We start from the raw sequence: 18,863 nt of genomic DNA, 5'->3' as shown, positions 1-18,863 counted from the left end.
CCTAACATGTTAATGGCAACTCTAGGCTCCATCGCCAGACTGTCCACCCGAAACGCAACGGCACAACAAGGCCCTTGGCCATTTTCGCACCGCCGCAATACCGACGTAATACCGACGTGATACATATGCCGTTTTTCGGCCCCTTGCTCAGGTCCAGCCCTGCGCCTTCACCCAGTCCAAAAGCCATTCCCGGAACCGCCGCGCAGGGGGGCGCAAACCGCTCAGGCTGTCGTAAACCAGATGATACGCCTCACTGCCCGCAACCTCGACACCCGGCAGGCAGGGCACCAATCCGCCCCCCTTCATCACCGCATCACTGGCCGGAGACCGCGCCAGCGCAACAGCTTGGCCTGCCTCGGCAATCCGCATCGACATGATGGTGCTGTCGGCGTGCATCATCCGCCTCTGCCCCGGCATCACCCGCGTCTCGTCAAGGAACTGCGTCCACCCTGATCGATGCGACGCCACCTCGACCAGAGGCCAGTTCAAAAGGTCCGAAGGCTGCGTGATCTGCGCCGCAACCTCCGGGCGGGCCACCGGAAACAACCGCTCTCCCATGATCCGGTCACTTTCTGCGCCAAACGAATGCGGGTTTCCAAAAACAATCTTCAAGTCACTGAAACTGCTGTCGAAATCAGAGGCCGAATTGCCCGTTGACAGAACCAGCGACACCCCCGGATTGGCCGCTTCAAAGGCCTCGACACCCCGCGCGAGGATACCATGCGCAAAGATCAGAACGCATTGCACGTAAAGCCCCTGCTCGCGGCTTGCTCCGAACAGGGCCTCGGTCGCCCCCTCCAGTGTCATCAGCGCCTGTTGCACCGGCGGCAGATAGGCCCGCCCCGCTTCGGTCAGCACCACCGCCTGCGCCTTGCGCTGGAACAGCGGCAGGCCCAACCGATCCTCAAGCGCCTTCACCTGCTGGCTCACCGCCGCTGGCGACATATGCAACTGCGCCGCCGCCCGGGCGAAACTCTGGGTGCGTGCCGCGGCCTCGAAGACTCGCAGCCAGTTGAGGGAGGGAATGCGACTGGTCATGCCTCAAGGCTAAGCAAAACTTAGCCTCTCCCGCAAGAACCATCGTGCTGCGATCCCGATCACTTGCGCTAACCTGCCCCAAAGCGACACAGGACCAACCCGATGACAAACCTGCAACCCCTTGAAAACGGGCACTTAAACGCATCCCAGAAAGACAACTACTGGCAAGACGGGTATCTCTTCCCGATGCAGGTGATCTCCGAGGAGGAGGCCGCCACGCTGCGCCACGAGCTGGAAACCCTCGAAGCCAACTGGCTCGATGCGGACCTGCCCCGCCCCCTCAACACCTACAAGCGCCTCAACGCCAACTGCACCATCTCCCTTGCCGCCCGCATCGCCTCTGACCCACGCGTGCTGAACGTGGTCGAAGGTATTCTTGGCCCCGACATCCTGCTTTGGGGCGCAGAACTTTTCATCAAGGAACCCCACACCAGCGCCTATGTCTCGATGCACCAGGATCTGACCTATTGGGGCATGGGCGAAATCGACGGTCTGGTCACGGCATGGATCGCCCTGTCCCCCGCCACCATTGCCTCGGGGTGCATGGAGTTCGTCGCGGGAAGTCACAAGAACCCGATCCTGCCGCATCAGGACACGCACGGAGACAACAACCTCTTGTCGCGCGGACAGGAGATCAAGGTCGAGGTCGCCCCCGAAGACCGCGTCAGCGTCGAACTCCAGCCCGGCCAGATGTCCCTGCACCACGGTCTCACCATCCACGGCTCGGGGCCCAACACCAGCGACGACCGCCGCATCGCCATCGCCATGCGCTTCCTGCGCCCCGACATGGCACAGATGGGTGGTGCGAAGGACTATGCCATGCTGGTGCGGGGCGAGGACCGGTTCGGCAATTTCCACCACTACGACGGCGCCGCCTCGGACTTTTCCGCCGACAGCCTTGCCATGTTCGAAACCATTCGGGACGCGCAAAACGCGATCCTGATGAAGGGGTCGGACCAGAAGGCCAGTTACGACTGAGCCAACGCGAATTTCTCAAGCCAAGACAAACACATGACTGACACGCCCACGCCCCGCCCCAAACGGCAACTCTGGAACTACACCCCCCAGCTGCCGCTGCAACTCGCCCCCTACTGGGACTGGCCGCTGCGCCCCCTGGCCTCGGTCAAATACCTGCTGGCAAGCTGGAACCCGATTGCGCAACGCTTCTTCATCCTCCTGATGGCCGTCGTCGTCTGGACATGGTTCACTCCCGATCTCGAACGCACCCAAACACTGGCGTTCGACTGGATCTTCGAGATCTGGCTGCGCGATCTCGTGATCCTGCTGATCATCGCCGGGGGCCTGCACCTCGCACTCTGGAAATACCGCGTGCAGGACGACGACTACCGCTATGACATGCGCCCGATGATGAAAGGCGCCCGCGCCTTCACCTTCAGGAACCAGGTCTGGGACAACATGTTCTGGACACTCGGCCCTGCGCTCCTGTTCGTGACCTTCTGGGAGGCCCTGATGTGGTACGCCTATGCCAACGGCTGGGCGCGCATGATCACCTTTGAAAGCAACCCCGTCTGGTTCCTCGCCCTGATCCTGCTGATCCCGATCTGGGCGGGGTTTCACTTCTACTGGCTGCACCGCCTGCTGCACGTTGGCAAGCTCTATACCTGGGTGCATTCCTGGCATCATCGCAACATCAACACCGGCCCGTGGTCCGGCCTTGCAATGCACCCTGTCGAAAGCTTCTTTCTGCTGTTTGACACGATGATCTTCTTCCTGATCGCCGCCAATCCGCTGCACGTCTTGTTCCTGATCTTCCACCACCTGATCGGCGCCCCGACCAGCCACGCAGGGTTCGAACATGTGAAGATCGGCAAGCGGGTGAACTTGCCGATGGGGGATTTCTTCCACCAGCTTCACCACCGGTTCTTCGACTGCAACTATGGCACCTGGGAGACGCCATGGGACAAGTGGTTCAACACCTTCCACGACGGCTCGGATGACGGCAACGAACTGGTCAAGGAACGCCGGCGCAAGATCTGGTCCACCAACTGACCCCACTCACCCAACCCGACAAGGGCGGCTCTGTGCCGCCCTTTCCCATCCAAGCGAACAGGACAGGAAATGAGAAACATCTACGACTTCGGCCGCAAACCGGCGCAACGCAACTACACCGTCCGCGATCTGATCGACCTCAAGGGCTCGGGCAAGCGTCTGACCATGTGCAACCCCGCCAACGAGGTTGAAATCCGCGCCTGTGTCGATGCGGGCATCGACCTGCTCACGGTTTGGGACACGCAGCTCGACATGGCCCGCCAGACCGCCCCCACCCACTTTCAGGGCGTCGGCATCACATGGGGCCAGTTCGCCACCAAAGAGGAAATCCTGCGCCATGCCATCGACTGCATGGAGCGCGGCGCGGACATGTATTACACCAACCGCTCCTACGACATCGTCGAAATGCTCGCCAAGGAGAGCATTCCGGTACAGGTCCACATGGGCCTTGTCCCGACGATCAGCCACTGGGTCGGGGGCCTGCGGGCCTATGGGCGCACCGCCGAAGGCGCGATGGAACTCCTGCGCACCTTCAAGCGATACGAAGACGTGGGTGCCTTTGCCTGCGAAATCGAATGCGTCGCCGAAGACACCCTGCGCCTGCTGAACGACCGGACCTCGATGGTCACCATCTCGCTTGGGTCGGGCAACGCGGGCGACGTGATCTTTCTCTTCATGGCCGACATCTGCGGCGAAGCCGAAAACCCGCCACGCCACGCCCACGCCTTCGGCAACCTCGTCCGCCTTCACGAACAGATGTACGCCGAGCGCGTGGACGCCCTGAAAGCCTTCCAATCCGAGGTCACCAGCCACAACTTCCCCTACCCCGCACAGTCGATCACCATGAAAGACGGAGAACTCGACAAGCTGAACGAGGCCCTCGACAAGCTCTGAGGCCACAAAACCGCGGGCTTTGGACCATTTTCCCCAAAGCCCGCTTTCCCTTTGCCCATGCATTCGATAAGTGATCCCAAACCATTTCTTCACGCAGGATCACGAACCCATGGCGATGGAAAAAACCTTCAACGCGGCCGAAGCCGAAGGCCGTCTTTACGAGGCCTGGGAAAAGGCCGGATGTTTCACCGCGGGCGCCAATGCAAAACCCGGTGCCTCTACCTATTGCATCATGATCCCGCCCCCGAACGTGACTGGCGTTCTGCACATGGGGCACGCCTTCAACAACACGCTTCAGGACATCCTGATCCGCTGGAAACGCATGCAGGGCTTTGACACCCTCTGGCAGCCGGGCACCGACCACGCGGGCATCGCCACCCAGATGGTGGTTGAGCGCAAGCTGGCCGAAGCGGGCGAACCGGGCCGCCGCGATCTGGGCCGCGAGAAGTTCCTTGAAAAGGTCTGGGACTGGAAAGCCCAGTCCGGCGGCACCATCATCAACCAGCTCAAGCGCCTTGGCGCCTCTTGCGACTTTGGCCGCACCGCCTTTACCATGTCCGGCGCCCCCGGCGCCCCCGAAGACGAAGCCCACGGCAACTTCCACGATGCCGTCATCAAGGTCTTCGTTGACATGTACAACAAGGGCTACATCTACCGCGGCAAACGCCTCGTGAACTGGGACCCGCATTTTGAAACCGCGATCTCGGATCTCGAAGTCGAGAACATCGAAGTCGCAGGCCACATGTGGCACTTCAAATACCCGCTGGCCGGTGGCGCGACCTACACCTACGTCGAGAAAGACGAAGACGGCAACGTCATCCTCGAGGAAGAGCGCGATTACATCTCGATCGCCACCACCCGCCCCGAAACCATGCTGGGCGACGGCGCGGTTGCGGTGCACCCGTCGGACGAACGCTATGCGCCCATCGTGGGCAAGCTCTGCGAAATCCCCGTCGGCCCGAAAGAACATCGCCGCCTGATCCCGATCATCACCGATGAATACCCCGATCCCGATTTCGGCTCGGGTGCGGTAAAGATCACCGGCGCGCATGACTTCAACGACTATCAGGTCGCCAAACGTGGTGGCATCCCGATGTACCGCCTGATGGACATGAAGGGCCACATGCGCGCCGACGGCGCGCCCTATGCGGACGAAGCCGCCAAGGCACAGGGGCACGCCAAAGGTGCCGCCTTCACCGAGAACGAGGTCGACGCCATCAACCTCGTGCCCGACGACATTCGCGGCCTCGACCGTTTCGAAGCCCGCAAGATCGTGGTCCAGCAGATCACCGACGAAGGCCTCGCGGTGATGGTCAAGGAAAGCAGTACCGACGAAGACGGCAACCTCGTTGAACAGATGGTGCCCTACGTCGAGAACAAGCCGATCATGCAGCCCTTCGGCGACCGCTCCAAGGTGGTCATCGAACCGATGCTGACCGACCAATGGTTCGTCGACGCCGAGAAAGTTGTCGGCCCGGCGCTGGATGCGGTGCGCAACGGTGACGTGAAAATCCTGCCGGAAAGCGGCGAAAAGGTGTACTACCACTGGCTGGAAAACATCGAACCCTGGTGTATCTCCCGTCAGCTCTGGTGGGGCCACCAGATCCCGGTTTGGTATGGCCTGAACCTCAAGGCTCAGGGTGTCTATGACGACGAAGGCGACGGTGTCCTCGACCTCGTGGAAATGGGTCGTCTGCTGGCCGACCAGCAACTTCTGATCGGCGACGAGACCCATCACTGCGCCGCCAGCTTTGATGAAGTGAAAGCCCAGTTCGCCGACGTCGAAGCTGCGCTGCCGACGCCGCTCAACAACGCAACCGTGATCGAAGTCGCGGACCGCGCCGAGGCGATCCAGAAGTTCGCGGCCGCTCTGGCCGAATACGAAGTCAGCCAGGACCCCACCAAACTGGTCTACCCGGTTTGGCGCGATGCCGACGTCCTCGACACCTGGTTCTCCTCCGGTCTCTGGCCGATCGGTACGCTTGGCTGGCCCGAGGACACCTCGGAGATGCAGAAGTATTTCCCGACCTCGACCCTCATCACCGGTCAGGACATCCTGTTCTTCTGGGTGGCCCGGATGATGATGATGCAACTCGCCGTCGTGGATCAGATCCCGTTCGACACCGTCTACCTGCACGGCCTCGTCCGCGATGCCAAGGGCAAGAAGATGTCGAAATCCACCGGCAACGTGGTCGACCCGCTGGAAATCATCGACGAATACGGTGCCGACGCCCTGCGTTTCACCAACGCGGCCATGGCCTCGCTGGGTGGGGTTCTGAAACTCGACATGCAGCGTATCGCGGGTTACCGCAACTTCGGCACCAAGATCTGGAACGCCGTTCGCTTTGCCGAGATGAACGAAGTCTACGCAAACGGCGCGCCTTCGGCCGAGGTTCCCGCCGCAACGGCCACCGTGAACAAGTGGATCATCGGCGAAACCGCGAAAATCCGCGAAACTGTCGATGCCGCCTTTGACAGCTTCCGCTTCAACGATGCGGCCCTTGGCCTCTATGCCTTTGTCTGGGGCAAGGTCTGCGACTGGTACGTGGAATTCTCCAAGCCGCTGCTGAACAGCGAAGACGACGCCATCAAGGCCGAAACCCGCGCCACCATGGGCTGGGTTCTTGACCAGTGTCTTGTCATGCTGCACCCGATCATGCCCTTCATCACCGAAGAGCTCTGGGGCGAAACCGCAAGCCGCGAGGGTATGCTGGTTCACGCCGACTGGCCGGCCTACGGCACCGATCTGGTAGACGATGCAGCCGACCGCGAAATGAACTGGGTGATCTCGGTGATTGAAAACGTCCGTTCGGCCCGGTCGCAGATGCACGTTCCGGCCGGTCTCAAGGTGCCGATGCTGGTCAGCCAGCTGGACGAGGCAGGCAAGGGCGCATGGGCGCGCAACGAGGCGCTGATCATGAAGCTGGCCCGCATCGACAGCCTGACCGAGGTTACCGAATTCCCCAAAGGCTGCGCCACCGTGGCCGTCGAGGGCGGCACCTTCGGCCTGCCGCTGGCCGACATCATCGACGTGGACGAAGAAAAGGCCCGTCTCGAAAAGACCCTTGGCAAACTCGCCAAGGAACTGGGTGGCCTGCGCGGCCGTCTCAACAACCCGAAATTCGTGGCCTCGGCCCCGGAAGAAGTGGTTGAAGAAGCCCGCGAGAACCTCGCCGCCCGCGAAGAGGAAGAAGCCAAGCTCAAGGCTGCCCTGGAACGCCTTGCCGAGATCGGCTAACTCCCTTAACATATGAACAACCTTTCAGGGCGTCCCACCAAGGGGCGCCCTTTTCCTTTCACGAGGCCCCATGTCCAAATCCGCCTTTGACCGTTCTGATGCGCTGATCTTTTTCGGGGGCATCACCGCCCTCACCGCGATTTCCATCGACATCGTCCTGCCCGCAACCGGCGTGATTGCGCGCGACTTTGGTGTCGAAGACGCGATGGGATCTCTGTTGATCGGGGCCTACTTCATTGCCTACGCGGTGGGTCAGCTGTTCTGGGGCCTGTTCTCGGACGCTTTTGGCCGCCGTCTTGCGCTGATCCTCGCGCTCATCGGCTTCACCGCCTCGACCATCGCCTGTGCCATGGCGCCGACCTTCGAATTCCTGATCTGGATGCGCGCCCTTCAGGGCCTCACCGGTGGCACCCCGGTCATCGCACGCGCCATGGTACGGGATGTCTCCTCGGGCAACGAGGCCGCCAAGACACTGGCCGTGCTCACCGCCATCCTGACCATTGCCACCCTGATCGCTCCGGTTTTCGGCTCCGGTATGCTGGTGCTGTTCGAATGGCGCGCGATCTTCTGGGCGCTTGGCGGGTTGGGCATCGTCTTCCTGCTCTACACGATCTTCCTTCTGGAAGAGACCGGCGGCCAGCGTCGCCCCGAACGCTTTACCTATGGCTTCGTCTCCACCGCTTCGCGCAAGCTGATGTCGATGAAGGCCTTCCTGATCCCGATGCTTCTGGGCAGTTTCGCTTTCGCCGGCTATTCGGCCATGCTTTCGGTCGGGGCGGTCCTGACGGAAACGGTCTACGAGGTCTCGCCACAGGCCTTCGGCTCGCTCTTTGCCCTTGCGGCCCTCTCCAACACCGCAGGCGCCATGACCATCCGCCGCCTCCTGCGCGACATTCCCGTTGCCCGCGTCAACGCCATGGCCGTCGCACTGATGGGCGTGGCAACGCTCGTCAGCCTAGCGACGGTCGCCACCACACCGACGCTGCCACTCTACTGGGGCATGATCTGCCTCTACGTAATCTCCTTCGGCATGGTCCTTCCCACCTCCGTCGCGCTGGCGATGGAACCCGCAGGCGAAATGCCCGGCTTTGCCGCCTCGCTGATGGGCGCGATCCAGATGGGGTTCGGCGCGGCAGGCGCGGCCCTGGCCTCGGTCATCTTCGACGGATCACACCGCGCCATCCCGATCACCATGGCCCTGTTCGGGGCACTGGCAGTGGCAACCTTCTTTGCAGGTCGCAAACCCGCCGCGAAATGATATAAGTCCCCCATGCTTGGCGGACTTCGAAAACTCATCGAACGGCAGATCCTCAAGGCAGAGGCCGAGGGCCAGTTGTCGGGCCTTGCTGGCGAAGGCAAACCGCTGCCCGAACGCCACCTGTTCGAGGATCCCGCAACCGCCGCAGGCCACCGCATCATGGCCGAAGCCGGCGTGGTCCCGCGTGAATTTGCCCTGAAGGAAGACCTCGAAAAGGCCCGCGCCGCTTATCGCGACTGCACGGACCCGGAACAGCGCAAAGACCTGATGGCGAAAATCGCCGATCTGGAAATGCGTTATGAAATGGAGCGCGACGCCTACCGCAAGTTCCTGCGCTAGGTCAGTCTTTGAACACCGGCGCCCGCTTCTGCATGTTGGCGGCAATCACTTCCATCTGGTGCGGCTTGCCGATCAGGGCGGCCTGCGCCTTGCTTTCCTCGACCAGCACCGCATCCACGTCATGCAGATGCGCCTCGGCATAGCCAATCAGCGCCTTCGCCGAGCGGATACCCGAGGGGCTCTTACCCGCGATCTGCTCGGCCAGCGCCATCGCCGCGGCCAGCGGATCGTCAGCCAGTTCCGTCACCAGCCCCCAGGCCTCGGCCTGCGCGGCATCCACCATCTCGTTGGTATAGGTCAGTTTACGCAACACGTCAGAGCGCAACAGGCGCGGCAGGATCACCATCCCGCCCATGTCCGGTACCAGACCCCACTTCATCTCGAGAACCGACAGGCGCGTTCCCGGCGCGGCGATGCGAATGTCCGCCCCAAGCGCGATCTGCAAACCGCCGCCCAGCACCGCGCCCTGCAATGCCGCGATCACCGGAACGGGAACTTTCTGCCAGACCATGCAGACCTGCTGGAACCGGTTGCTGTCGCCGTGGCTGCGCGGCACCAGAACCTCGACCGGATCCTGCATCGCGAGCGCGCCAAAGCTCATCACGTCCAGCCCCGCACAAAAGGACTCGCCCTCGCCAGACAGAACCACGGCGCGGACATCCGTCCGCTCGATCAGGCTCTCCCCGGCCTCGATGATCGCGTCGATCATCTTCGGGTCCAGCGCGTTCATCTTGTCACCGCGGGTCAGGGTGACACGGGCAATGTGGTTTTCAACGGTAACGGACACGCGCGACATAAGCTCTCTCCTCCGGCTGGGATGGCGGCAGTCTCGCCAATGCGCCAAACGAAATCCACCCTGACGTGAGGGCACAAACCGATGCAAAATCCCGCTTGCCCTGACACCGGCCTTGCGTCACTTTCCGCCCATGACCGGACCACGCTATACCGCCCTCGCCCAGACATTGCCCGCAACGGTGCCCTTCGTCGGCCCCGAAGCCCAGGAACGCGCCCAAGGCGAAGGCTTCCGCGCCCGCCTTGGTGCGAATGAGAACATCTTCGGCCCCTCGCCCCGCGCGATCGCGGCCTTGAAAGGCGCATCCGACGGCATCTGGATGTATGGCGATCCCGAAAGCCACGACCTGCGTCAGGCCCTGGCCTCCCATCACGGCATAGCGCCCCCAAACCTCGTAGTGGGCGAAGGCATCGACGGGTTGCTGTGCTACCTCGTCCGCCTTGTCGTGGAACAGGGCGACGCGGTGGTCACCTCTGAAGGCGCCTATCCGACGTTCAACTACCACGTCGCCGGTTTCGGTGGGGTCCTTCACAAGGTGCCCTACACGGACGATCACGAAGACCTCCCCGCCCTGATCGCAAGGGCCGCCGAGGTCGATGCCAAGCTGGTCTATTTCGCCAATCCCGACAACCCGATGGGCACATGGGTATCCGGCGACAGCATCAAGGCGGCGCTCGACGCATTGCCCGACGGCACATTGCTGGTTCTTGACGAGGCCTATGTGGAATTTGCCCCCGAAGGCACCGCGCCGGACCTCGACATCGAAGACCCGCGCGTGATCCGCATGCGCACCTTCTCCAAGGCTTACGGCATGGCAGGCGCACGCGTCGGCTATGCGATGGGCGCGACCGATCTCATCCGCAACTTCGAGAAAATCCGCAATCACTTTGGCATGAACCGCGCGGCACAGGCCGCGGCCCTCGAAGCCCTGAACGATCAGGCGTGGCTGGACACAACCTGCCGAAACGTCGCCGAATCCCGCGAGACTATTGCCCGAATCGCCACCGACAACGGCCTGTCTGCCCTTCCGTCGGCCACCAACTTCGTTGCCATCGACTGCGGTCGCGACGGGGCCTATGCCAAGGCTGTCCTTGACGGGCTGGTGGCACGCGGCGTCTTTGTGCGCATGCCCTTTGTCGCGCCCCAGAACCGCTGCATCCGCGTCAGCTGTGGACGCCCCGAAGACCTTGCTATCCTCGCCCAAGAACTTCCCAAGGTCTTGGCGGAACTCGGCTGATCACGCAGGCTCACGCGTCTTTCAACAGACATCTACCAATTCTGCGCTATCCTGTTACCGAAGGAGAGCAAGAATGGCACGCCCCATCCAACGCGTTGAGAACTACACGACACCGGCCCTTGTCATGGGCTTCGTCAACCTGATCTGGGTTTTCGGGGTGATCTGGGTGGTCTGGGGCCTGCCCGCCGTGATGCTGACGGGCCTTGCCATGAACTACGCGATCACCTTCCTCGAACGAAGGGTCCGGAACCGCTAGGCCCCGGACACCACCTCTACAGCCGCATCCAGCGCACCATCGCCAAAGGGGATGCCAAGGGCTTTCATGCCCGCCTGAACCGTGGACAGCATCCCAAGAACCATGTGCGCATTGACGTGCCCCATATGTCCAAAGCGGAAATACCCGTCGCCTTGCGGATCATCCGCATTCGACATGCCCAGCCCGATACCAAGGGTGACGCCTACGTTGGCTTCGGTCCAGCGGCGCAGGTCGGTGCCATGCGGCGCGCCGATATGCAGCGATGTCACGGCGTGGCTGCGCTTGGCGGGATCGGCAACATTCAGGGCAATCGGTCCACCCTGCCCCCAGGCCTCAACCGCGGACCAGATCGCCCGCGCCAGTGTCTCGTGCCGCGCCCAGACGGCCTCGAGCCCTTCTTCCCGGACAATCATGTCCAGCGCCGCCCGCAGACCATAAAGGTGATGCGTCGGGGCAGTGCCGCCAAAATACTGATAAAACGCCTCCGGTTCGGCGCGCGGAGCCCAGTCCCAGTAACGGCTCACACGAGGCATAGCGGCCCGCACGGCTGCGGCCTTGTCGTTGAAGAACACAAACCCCATGCCCGGCGGCACCATCAGCCCCTTTTGCGAGGCCGCCACCATCACGTCCACGCCCCAGGCGTCCATTTCGAAACGGTCACACCCCAGCGAGGCAATGCAATCTGCCATCAAAAGCGCCGGATGCTCCGCCGCATCCATCGCCGCACGCAGGCCCTGCACGTCCGTCTTGAGGGATGTCGACGTATCGACATGCACACCCAACACCGCCTTGATCTCATGCGCCTCGTCAGCCACCAGAATCTCCTGCACTCGCCCAAGATCCATTCCGTCCTTCAGTCCGAAATCAACCACCTCTACCTCGGCCCCGATGCCGCGCGCCATCTCGGCCCAGCCCATGCCGAACAGACCCGTCGCAGGCACCAGAACCTTTTCACCGGGGGCCACCACGTTCGACAGCGCCGCCTCCCAGGCGGCATGGCCGTTGCCGATATAAATCGTTGCAAAGTGCCGCGTGCCCGCCACCCGCTTCAAATCGCCGATAAGTCCGGCGGTCATATCGACCACCTCGCCCTCATAGATGTTCGGCGCCGCACGGTGCATTTCGCGCAGCACCCGGTCAGGCATCACCGATGGCCCCGGAATGGCCAGATAGCTTCGTCCGTTGGATAGTGTCATGTTCTGCTCCCTTGAATGGCAAACACTACGCCCAACAATTGCGTCGTCAATCTCCCGCTGACGTTTTTCCGCAGGCTTGCCCCCCCTTCCCCCTTGCAGTAGGCAGCAGCACGGCGACAACTGGACAAAACGCGGGGGCACTGCGTAAAGTTCCCAAGGATCTCTGCGGTCGCCAACCGCGAAAGAACAAGGTGCAAGCGACGTGAGCGAGACCGACAAGACCGAAAGCAAACCGGGCAAGGGCCTTCTCGTCTGGTTGTGGCGGAGCTTCCTCAAAAAATACGCCTGGCTGCTCCTGATCTCGATCTTCTTCATGGCCATCGAAGGCTCAATGCTGGGCGCACTCAGCTACATGATGAAGCCGATGTTCGACAACGTCTTTGCCACCGGCAACACGGGCGCTCTCTGGACAGTTGGCCTGATCTTCCTTGGCATCTTCTGCACCCGTGGCCTGTCGGGCCTGGTCCAGAAGGTCACCATGTCTCACATTGCCCAGAACACCGCCGCCGACGTACGCCGCAAGCTGCTGGAACGGATGATGATCCAGGACAACAGCTTTCACCAGACCCACCCCCCCGGCTACCTGATCCAGCGTGTCCAGACCGACGTGCAATCCATCAACAACGTCTGGTCCGCGGTCATCACCGGCGCGGGGCGTGACACGATCTCGCTCATTGCGCTTCTGGGCGTCGCCATCAGCATTGACTGGAAATGGACCGTCGTTGCCCTGATCGGCACCCCGATCCTGATCCTGCCCACCGTTGCCGCCCAGCGGTTCGTCCGCCGTCGCGCCCGCGAGGCACGGGACCTTGGCGCAACCCTGGCGACGCGGCTCGACGAGGTGTTCCACGGCATCATTCCCGTCAAACTGAATCGTCTTGAGGACTACCAGTCCAACCGCTTCAACGAGATCACCAACACCTATGTGAAAACTGAAGTGCGCGTCATGGCGGGCTCTGCAACCATCACCGCGATGGCAGATGTCATGGCCGGCCTCGGCTTCCTCGCGGTCCTCATTTTCGGCGGTGGCGAAATCATTTCCGGCGAAAAAACCGTTGGCCAGTTCATGAGCTTCTTCACCGCCATCGGCTTTGCCTTCGAACCATTGCGGCGTCTCGGCGCGATCTCGGGCATCTGGCAGGTTGCGGCCTCTGGCATCGAACGCATCAAGGAACTGATCGAAAGCGAACCGACACTGGTCTCGCCTAAGAACCCGATGCCTGCGCCACAGGACACACCGGAAATCCGCCTCGAAGCCACGAAACTCGCCTATGGCGACGCCAAGGTTCTACGTGGCGCGACCTTCACCGCCGAGGCCGGCAAGACCACCGCGATTGTCGGGGCCTCGGGCGCCGGCAAATCCACCGTCTTCAACCTCCTGACCCGCCTTGTCGATCCCCAATCAGGCCGCGTCACGATCGGCGGCGTGCCGACCGGTGCCATGCGGCTTGAAGACCTGCGCGACATGTTCTCGGTTGTCTCGCAAGAGGCCCTCCTGTTCGACGAAACCGTGCGCGAGAACATCGTGCTGGGCCGCACCGACGTCAGCGAAGCCAAGCTGAAATCGGCCCTCGACGCGGCCCATGTCACCGATTTCCTCAAGAAGCTGCCACAGGGTCTTGATACCCCGGTTGGACCGCGCGGCACCAACCTGTCAGGCGGCCAGCGCCAGCGCGTCGTGATTGCGCGTGCGCTCCTGCGCAACACCCCGATCCTCCTGCTGGACGAGGCCACCAGCGCGCTGGACGCCCAATCGGAAACCGTGGTTCAGGAAGCCCTCGACAAGCTTGCCAAGGGACGGACCACCCTTGTGATCGCCCACCGTCTCAGCACCGTGCGCGAAGCCGACAAGATCGTGGTCATGGACAAGGGTCAGGTGGTCGACGAAGGCACCCATGACGAGTTGATCGCGCGTGGCGGCATCTATGCCAGCCTCTACAACATGCAGTTCAACACCGACGGCATGACCGCCGAAGAGCGCGCCATGAAGAACGCCATCGTGACCGAACCCGCCACAGATACAGCGCCCCGCAGCTGGTTTGGCCGCATCCTCGGCCGCCTTGTGGGTTAACGCCGGTAGGCGTCGGCCAGTTTCTCGGGCGATACCCCGGTAAAGTACCGGGCAAGCGTCCAAAGGTTGCGCCCGCCCCGGCGCAGCCATCCTTGCCGCACGTATTTCCCGGCGCTGGTCACGGCATGGGCCTGCAAAGGCACCATCCGCCCCTTCAGCGCCCGCGCCAGCGCCACATCCTCCATCAACGGGATATCAGGGTAGCCGCCCACTTCGGTATAGAGAGCGCGGCTCACCAACATGCCCTGATCCCCGTAAGGCAACCCCAAAAGGCGTGACCTTAGATTGGCCCATCCTGCCACGATGCGGGGCGCCAGCCCTTTGCGATCAAAACACAGCTTGAAATAGCCCGCCTTCTCGCTGGACAGATGCCCAGCCACCACGTCACTCCAGCCTTCCGCCAACTGCGTATCCGCGTGCAGCGCAAGCACCCAGTCGCCTTTCGACGCGGCAACCCCGGCCCGCAACTGCCCGCCGCGCGAGGGGGCCGATTGAACAACCGTCGCCCCGGCCTCTTCCGCGATCTTCACGGTCTCATCCATTGAGCCGCCATCCACGATCACCAACTCGCGGATCACCCCGGCGTTCAACCCTTCAAACAGCGCTGCCAGACAACCAGGCAAGGCCGCCTCGGCATTCAGCGTCGGGATCACAACCGAGATTGGTGCGCGCATTTCTCTCTCCTGCCCTGTTGCATGGCCGCATTCTCTCTATATGACTCTGGGAACAAGGAACAGGACCGCGACAGATGACCCAGCGCACGATTTTTTCACTTACCGGACCGGACACCCAGCATTTTCTGCAGGGGCTTGTCACCAACGATATCGAACGGTTGCAGGACGGTCTGGTCTACGCGGCGATCCTGACACCGCAGGGCAAGTATCTCGCGGATTTCTTCCTTGTGCCTGCGGATGACTCCATCTTGCTCGATGTAGATACCTCTCTGGCGACTGGCCTCATGACCCGCCTCAACATGTACAAACTGCGCGCCGACGTGACGATTTCCGAAACCGGCCTGCACCTGCATCGCGGCCTAGACGCGGTGCCCGCCGATGGCTTTGCCGACCCCCGGCATCCCGAACTGGGCTGGCGCGCCTATCGCGACACCCCGCAGGACACCGACACCACTGACTGGGACGCCCTGCGCGTGGCCCATTGTGTCCCGGAAACTGGCATCGAACTGACGCCTGACACCTATATTCTCGAGGCGGGTTTCGAACGCCTGCACGGCGTCGATTTCCGCAAGGGCTGTTACGTTGGGCAAGAAGTGACCGCACGCATGAAGCACAAGACCGAACTGCGCAAAGGTCTGGCCATCGTCAACGTCTCGGGCGAGGCCACAGCCGGAACCCCCATTCAACGCAATGACCGCGACATCGGCACCCTGCTCACCCGCTCTGGCGACAAGGCCATCGCCTACCTGCGCTTTGACCGCGCTGGCGATGACATGACAGCCGGAAGTGCCACGGTACAGCTTGCAGAATGACACCACCCCTTGAACAGGCGGCTGCAAAGGTTTTCGGGGTCTTCCCGACAAACCAGCGCCGCCTGCACGGCGGTGACCTCTCCGAAGTCTGGCACCTTACCTTCTCGGACGGTCGGGAGGTGATCGCAAAGCGCGGCACCCTCGTCGCGACAGAAGGTCGGATGCTGGCCGCCATGTCCCGGGCTGGGGCTCCGGTGCCAGAGGTGCTGGGTGAGGCTGCAAACACCCTTTTCCTGCAATACATCGCGGAAGCGCGCGGCTCGGAAACGGCATGGCGCACCCTTGGATCCGGCCTTCGTCAACTGCATGGAACGCAGAGCGCCGCCTATGGCTGGTCGGAAGACTATGCATTTGGCGATGTCGCCATTCACAACACGCAATCAGACGACTGGCCAGCATTCTGGGCGAGCAACCGCATCCTGCCCTTTCTGCCACATGTGCCTACGGACATTGCCCATCGTCTCGAAAACCTTGTCCCCCACCTTCAGGACCTCCTGCCCACTACGCCACCGGCCTCGCTTCTTCACGGTGACCTCTGGACCGGGAACGCCCTCTTTTCCGGCAATCAGGCCTTCCTGATCGACCCGGCCTGCTATTACGGCGATGCAGAAGTCGACCTTGCGATGTTGCACTTGTTCGGCACACCGCCCCGCGCTTTTTATGACGGATATGGCGAGATCGCGCCTGACATCCTCGAACGACGCCCCGCCTACCAGCTTTGGCCCGCGATCGTGCACCTGCGCCTGTTTGGTGCCTCCTACCGCTCAATGGTGAATGACTGCCTCACCAAACTCGGCGCATGAAAAAGGCCCACCCCGAAGGGCAGGCCCAAATCACTTGGAAACAGCCTGAAATCAGGCGCGTTCCGAATATTCCATGGTCTCGGTGTTGACGATGATCGCCTCACCCGTGCCAACAAACGGCGGCACCATTACGCGCACGCCATTGTCCAGCAGTGCAGGCTTGAACGAGTTCGCCGCGGTCTGCCCCTTAACAACCGGCTCGGTCTCTTCGATGGTGCAGGTCACCTTCTGGGGCAGCGTGGCATTCAGCGCCTCGCTCTCGTAGAATTCCACGACGATGGTCATGCCGTCTTGCAGGAACGGACGACGTTCCCCCAGAAGATCCGCCGGAAGCTGGATCTGCTCATAGGTCTCGGTGTCCATGAAGATCAGCATGCCGTCATCCTCATAGAGGAATTGCTGGTCTTTCTGCTCCAGACGTACGCGCTCGACTTTGTCGGCGCTGCGGAAACGCTCGTTCAGCTTGGAACCGTTGCGAAGGTTGCGCATTTCCACCTGGGCAAATGCCCCGCCCTTGCCGGGCTTGACGTGGTCGACTTTGACAGCAGCCCAAAGACCACCGCTGTGCTCCAGCACGTTGCCAGGGCGAATTTCATTACCGTTGATTTTGGGCATGTGACAAAACCATGACTTAAAGGTTGATCGGAATTTGCACGCACCTATATCTGGCAGGTTGACATGTGGCAAGGCACCGATCTCGTTGTGCAGCTGCAGAAAGATATGCACAATTTGCATAGAAGATATGCAAAACTGCACTACCCGAATCAACACAACTACGCCATAAGGGGCGCCACGCCGAAAAGACAAGAGCAATAATACAAGGACGACGAGATGCGAGATTTCGTTGATGGTACGGCTTTCAATAATGAACAGGGCAACCGTGCTCGCAAGCTTTTTGCGGCCGTTGTTCTTGCCGCACTTGATGATGCCATTGCCGACGACAAGAAGTACGGTAACGGCCCTGAACAAATCGCCCGCTGGGCACGTTCGCGCGATGGCCGCGAAGTGCTGAGCTGTGCCGGTATCGATCCGAACGAACGTGTCGTTCAGGGTCTGATGGAATTCGTGGGCAAAGGTGTTCGCACCTCGGTTGCCCTGTCGCGTGAAGAAAGCGAGCGCCGCAACGCTGCGCAACAGGCCGAAGCCGCCTGATCCTTTCGCACGTCTTTAGAAGAATGGCGCGCCGCTTTCAGGCGCGCTTTTCTTTTGTCTATTGCCTACAGCAGGCGCGATTTCTACAGCCGGGAAAAGACGGGCTCAGTCCAGATCATGCGCCGCCAGCGCACGATGGATTTCGCGGCGCACCAGCTTACGGACATTGCGGGTGATACGTTCCCCCAGCGCACCCTGCAATTCCTGCCGAACAATATCGGCAACCAGATCGCGTAATGAGCCCTCATCCAGCGTGACGACACTGTCGTCATTCAGATCGCCCAGGTCCATTTCATCCGCGGCAGCCGTCTCCACGGCGCGATGAACACCGGACACGGCCTCTTGCTCAAGCTGCTGCGCCAGCCCCTCAAGCACGTCCTCGGACGTCTCCGCATCTTCATCGGAAAGTTCGGCAACACGTTCTTCCAATGCCTCGACCGCTGGGGCGGCATCTTCAGGTGCAATATCCGGCTCTGCCGCGGTTTCCACCTCGGGCGCCTCGACCTCTTCGGCATCTTCCCATTGAAGACGCTCGACATCGGTGCCCGCGTATTCGCTGTCCCCAGCCTCATCAGGCTCATAAGGAGCCGCATCAATCTCGCTCAGATGCTCCCAGCGAACAATCCGCGCATCCAGCTCTTTGGCACGCTCAAGGGCAATACCGTCTTCGACCTCATCTTCGGCAACATCTTCCACCGCAACGAATGGCGCTTCCTCCACGGCCTCCGCCACTTCAAAAGTCGCGCCAGGATCTTCCCACGCGTGATCGTGCGCCTCGGAAAGAGCGGCCTCTACTTCCTCGCTCGCACCGTCTTCAATCGCTTCTAGATCGGCCTCGACACTGCGCAGGATGTCGTCGGACGGCTCGTCCTCAACCTCGGCCACACGCAGGGCCGGCGTCAGAACAAGCCGGTCATCGATTTCAGGCTCCGGGGTGGCCGCGACCTCTGGAACAATCGCCGTTTCGGGCTTTTCCATGTCTTCGGCAGGCGCAGTACGGCTTCCCTCGGACACCAGCCGACGGATCGACGACAGAACGTCTTCGATTTCTACATTCGTTACAGGGTTAGACATACCAATTCACCACTCTTG

18 protein-coding genes are annotated in these 18,863 nt (G+C 61.6%); 12 read left to right on the top strand and 6 right to left on the bottom strand.

Annotation, left to right across the window (positions count from 1 at the left end):
- Positions 1 to 147 precede the first annotated feature (147 nt).
- Entirely contained in the window at positions 148 to 1,038 is an 891-nt protein-coding gene (locus NNA36_RS04290) for a LysR family transcriptional regulator (RefSeq protein WP_255104527.1), read from the bottom strand.
- A gap of 102 nt (positions 1,039 to 1,140) precedes the next feature.
- On the opposite strand from NNA36_RS04290, the gene NNA36_RS04285 reads away from it, so the two are divergent.
- The 6 genes from NNA36_RS04285 (at position 1,141) to NNA36_RS04260 (ending at position 8,777) form a co-directional block, all read left to right on the top strand.
- Positions 1,141 to 2,016: a phytanoyl-CoA dioxygenase family protein gene (locus NNA36_RS04285; RefSeq protein ID WP_255104526.1), complete on the top strand. Its 876-nt coding sequence runs from the start codon at positions 1,141 to 1,143 to the stop codon at positions 2,014 to 2,016.
- Between the two features lie 33 nt (positions 2,017 to 2,049).
- Positions 2,050 to 3,048 (top strand): sterol desaturase family protein, encoded by a 999-nt coding sequence (locus tag NNA36_RS04280; RefSeq protein WP_255104524.1) that lies wholly within the window; start codon positions 2,050 to 2,052, stop codon positions 3,046 to 3,048.
- Between the two features lie 69 nt (positions 3,049 to 3,117).
- A complete protein-coding gene (locus tag NNA36_RS04275; protein ID WP_255104522.1) occupies positions 3,118 to 3,942 on the top strand; it encodes a 3-methyl-2-oxobutanoate hydroxymethyltransferase in 825 nt (274 codons plus the stop codon).
- Positions 3,943 to 4,051: 109 nt separating this feature from the next.
- Positions 4,052 to 7,180: a valine--tRNA ligase gene (locus NNA36_RS04270; RefSeq protein WP_255104520.1), complete on the top strand. Its 3,129-nt coding sequence runs from the start codon at positions 4,052 to 4,054 to the stop codon at positions 7,178 to 7,180.
- Between the two features lie 70 nt (positions 7,181 to 7,250).
- Positions 7,251 to 8,438 carry an MFS transporter gene (locus tag NNA36_RS04265; protein WP_255104518.1) on the top strand — a complete coding sequence of 396 codons (1,188 nt, stop codon included), beginning with the start codon at positions 7,251 to 7,253 and terminating at the stop codon, positions 8,436 to 8,438.
- A 12-nt stretch (positions 8,439 to 8,450) separates the two neighbouring features.
- Positions 8,451 to 8,777 carry a DUF1992 domain-containing protein gene (locus NNA36_RS04260; RefSeq protein ID WP_255104517.1) on the top strand — a complete coding sequence of 109 codons (327 nt, stop codon included), beginning with the start codon at positions 8,451 to 8,453 and terminating at the stop codon, positions 8,775 to 8,777.
- Position 8,778: 1 nt separating this feature from the next.
- Here NNA36_RS04260 and NNA36_RS04255 read toward each other — a convergent pair whose 3' ends face one another.
- Positions 8,779 to 9,573 (bottom strand): crotonase/enoyl-CoA hydratase family protein, encoded by a 795-nt coding sequence (locus NNA36_RS04255; RefSeq protein WP_255104515.1) that lies wholly within the window; start codon positions 9,571 to 9,573, stop codon positions 8,779 to 8,781.
- 130 nt (positions 9,574 to 9,703) lie between these two features.
- On the opposite strand from NNA36_RS04255, the gene NNA36_RS04250 reads away from it, so the two are divergent.
- Both NNA36_RS04250 and NNA36_RS04245 read left to right on the top strand, forming a co-directional pair.
- Positions 9,704 to 10,807 (top strand): pyridoxal phosphate-dependent aminotransferase, encoded by a 1,104-nt coding sequence (locus tag NNA36_RS04250; protein WP_255104512.1) that lies wholly within the window; start codon positions 9,704 to 9,706, stop codon positions 10,805 to 10,807.
- Between the two features lie 73 nt (positions 10,808 to 10,880).
- The gene (locus NNA36_RS04245) at positions 10,881 to 11,063 is read left to right on the top strand and encodes a histidinol phosphate aminotransferase (RefSeq protein ID WP_255104510.1); all 183 of its coding nucleotides are present in this window, start codon (positions 10,881 to 10,883) and stop codon (positions 11,061 to 11,063) included.
- Here NNA36_RS04245 and NNA36_RS04240 read toward each other — a convergent pair.
- Positions 11,060 to 12,259: an alanine--glyoxylate aminotransferase family protein gene (locus NNA36_RS04240; protein WP_255104508.1), complete on the bottom strand. Its 1,200-nt coding sequence runs from the start codon at positions 12,257 to 12,259 to the stop codon at positions 11,060 to 11,062. The genes NNA36_RS04245 and NNA36_RS04240 overlap by 4 nt on opposite strands.
- A 202-nt stretch (positions 12,260 to 12,461) precedes the next feature.
- Between NNA36_RS04240 and NNA36_RS04235 the strand changes: the two genes are divergently transcribed.
- The gene (locus tag NNA36_RS04235) at positions 12,462 to 14,330 is read left to right on the top strand and encodes an ABC transporter ATP-binding protein (RefSeq protein ID WP_255104506.1); all 1,869 of its coding nucleotides are present in this window, start codon (positions 12,462 to 12,464) and stop codon (positions 14,328 to 14,330) included.
- On the opposite strand, the gene NNA36_RS04230 is transcribed toward NNA36_RS04235, so the two are convergent.
- A complete protein-coding gene (locus NNA36_RS04230; RefSeq protein ID WP_255104504.1) occupies positions 14,327 to 15,004 on the bottom strand; it encodes a TIGR04283 family arsenosugar biosynthesis glycosyltransferase in 678 nt (225 codons plus the stop codon). The genes NNA36_RS04235 and NNA36_RS04230 overlap by 4 nt on opposite strands.
- A 74-nt stretch (positions 15,005 to 15,078) precedes the next feature.
- Here NNA36_RS04230 and NNA36_RS04225 point away from each other — a divergent pair, with 74 nt between their 5' ends.
- Both NNA36_RS04225 and NNA36_RS04220 read left to right on the top strand, forming a co-directional pair.
- Entirely contained in the window at positions 15,079 to 15,816 is a 738-nt protein-coding gene (locus NNA36_RS04225) for a folate-binding protein YgfZ (RefSeq protein ID WP_255104502.1), read from the top strand.
- Positions 15,813 to 16,619 (top strand): fructosamine kinase family protein, encoded by an 807-nt coding sequence (locus NNA36_RS04220; protein WP_255104501.1) that lies wholly within the window; start codon positions 15,813 to 15,815, stop codon positions 16,617 to 16,619. Before NNA36_RS04225 ends, NNA36_RS04220 begins: the two co-directional genes overlap by 4 nt.
- Positions 16,620 to 16,670: 51 nt before the next feature.
- Here NNA36_RS04220 and efp read toward each other — a convergent pair whose 3' ends face one another.
- A complete protein-coding gene (gene efp / locus NNA36_RS04215; protein WP_255104499.1) occupies positions 16,671 to 17,234 on the bottom strand; it encodes an elongation factor P in 564 nt (187 codons plus the stop codon).
- A gap of 216 nt (positions 17,235 to 17,450) precedes the next feature.
- On the opposite strand from efp, the gene NNA36_RS04210 reads away from it, so the two are divergent.
- Positions 17,451 to 17,771 carry a DUF6280 family protein gene (locus NNA36_RS04210; RefSeq protein ID WP_243614643.1) on the top strand — a complete coding sequence of 107 codons (321 nt, stop codon included), beginning with the start codon at positions 17,451 to 17,453 and terminating at the stop codon, positions 17,769 to 17,771.
- A gap of 105 nt (positions 17,772 to 17,876) precedes the next feature.
- On the opposite strand, the gene NNA36_RS04205 is transcribed toward NNA36_RS04210, so the two are convergent.
- Entirely contained in the window at positions 17,877 to 18,845 is a 969-nt protein-coding gene (locus NNA36_RS04205; RefSeq protein WP_255104497.1) for a hypothetical protein, read from the bottom strand.
- Positions 18,846 to 18,863: the final 18 nt, after the last annotated feature.

The sequence above is a fragment of the Shimia sp. CNT1-13L.2 genome, assembly GCF_024331145.1.
In the GTDB taxonomy this organism is placed as follows: domain Bacteria; phylum Pseudomonadota; class Alphaproteobacteria; order Rhodobacterales; family Rhodobacteraceae; genus Shimia.
This window is presented reverse-complemented; position numbering and strand designations above follow the sequence as displayed.

Bases quoted from the DNA above. Each gene is read 5' to 3' on its own strand.
- NNA36_RS04275 (WP_255104522.1), top strand. From the start codon at position 3,118: ATGAGAAACATCTACGACTTCGGCCGCAAACCGGCGCAACGCAACTAC.
- NNA36_RS04255 (WP_255104515.1), bottom strand. From the start codon at position 9,573: ATGTCGCGCGTGTCCGTTACCGTTGAAAACCACATTGCCCGTGTCACC.
- NNA36_RS04285 (WP_255104526.1), top strand. From the start codon at position 1,141: ATGACAAACCTGCAACCCCTTGAAAACGGGCACTTAAACGCATCCCAG.
- NNA36_RS04270 (WP_255104520.1), top strand. From the start codon at position 4,052: ATGGCGATGGAAAAAACCTTCAACGCGGCCGAAGCCGAAGGCCGTCTT.
- efp (WP_255104499.1), bottom strand. From the start codon at position 17,234: ATGCCCAAAATCAACGGTAATGAAATTCGCCCTGGCAACGTGCTGGAG.
- NNA36_RS04250 (WP_255104512.1), top strand. From the start codon at position 9,704: ATGACCGGACCACGCTATACCGCCCTCGCCCAGACATTGCCCGCAACG.
- NNA36_RS04290 (WP_255104527.1), bottom strand. From the start codon at position 1,038: ATGACCAGTCGCATTCCCTCCCTCAACTGGCTGCGAGTCTTCGAGGCC.
- NNA36_RS04220 (WP_255104501.1), top strand. From the start codon at position 15,813: ATGACACCACCCCTTGAACAGGCGGCTGCAAAGGTTTTCGGGGTCTTC.
- NNA36_RS04205 (WP_255104497.1), bottom strand. From the start codon at position 18,845: ATGTCTAACCCTGTAACGAATGTAGAAATCGAAGACGTTCTGTCGTCG.
- NNA36_RS04230 (WP_255104504.1), bottom strand. From the start codon at position 15,004: ATGCGCGCACCAATCTCGGTTGTGATCCCGACGCTGAATGCCGAGGCG.
- NNA36_RS04280 (WP_255104524.1), top strand. From the start codon at position 2,050: ATGACTGACACGCCCACGCCCCGCCCCAAACGGCAACTCTGGAACTAC.
- NNA36_RS04260 (WP_255104517.1), top strand. From the start codon at position 8,451: ATGCTTGGCGGACTTCGAAAACTCATCGAACGGCAGATCCTCAAGGCA.
- NNA36_RS04225 (WP_255104502.1), top strand. From the start codon at position 15,079: ATGACCCAGCGCACGATTTTTTCACTTACCGGACCGGACACCCAGCAT.
- NNA36_RS04265 (WP_255104518.1), top strand. From the start codon at position 7,251: ATGTCCAAATCCGCCTTTGACCGTTCTGATGCGCTGATCTTTTTCGGG.
- NNA36_RS04245 (WP_255104510.1), top strand. From the start codon at position 10,881: ATGGCACGCCCCATCCAACGCGTTGAGAACTACACGACACCGGCCCTT.
- NNA36_RS04210 (WP_243614643.1), top strand. From the start codon at position 17,451: ATGCGAGATTTCGTTGATGGTACGGCTTTCAATAATGAACAGGGCAAC.
- NNA36_RS04240 (WP_255104508.1), bottom strand. From the start codon at position 12,259: ATGACACTATCCAACGGACGAAGCTATCTGGCCATTCCGGGGCCATCG.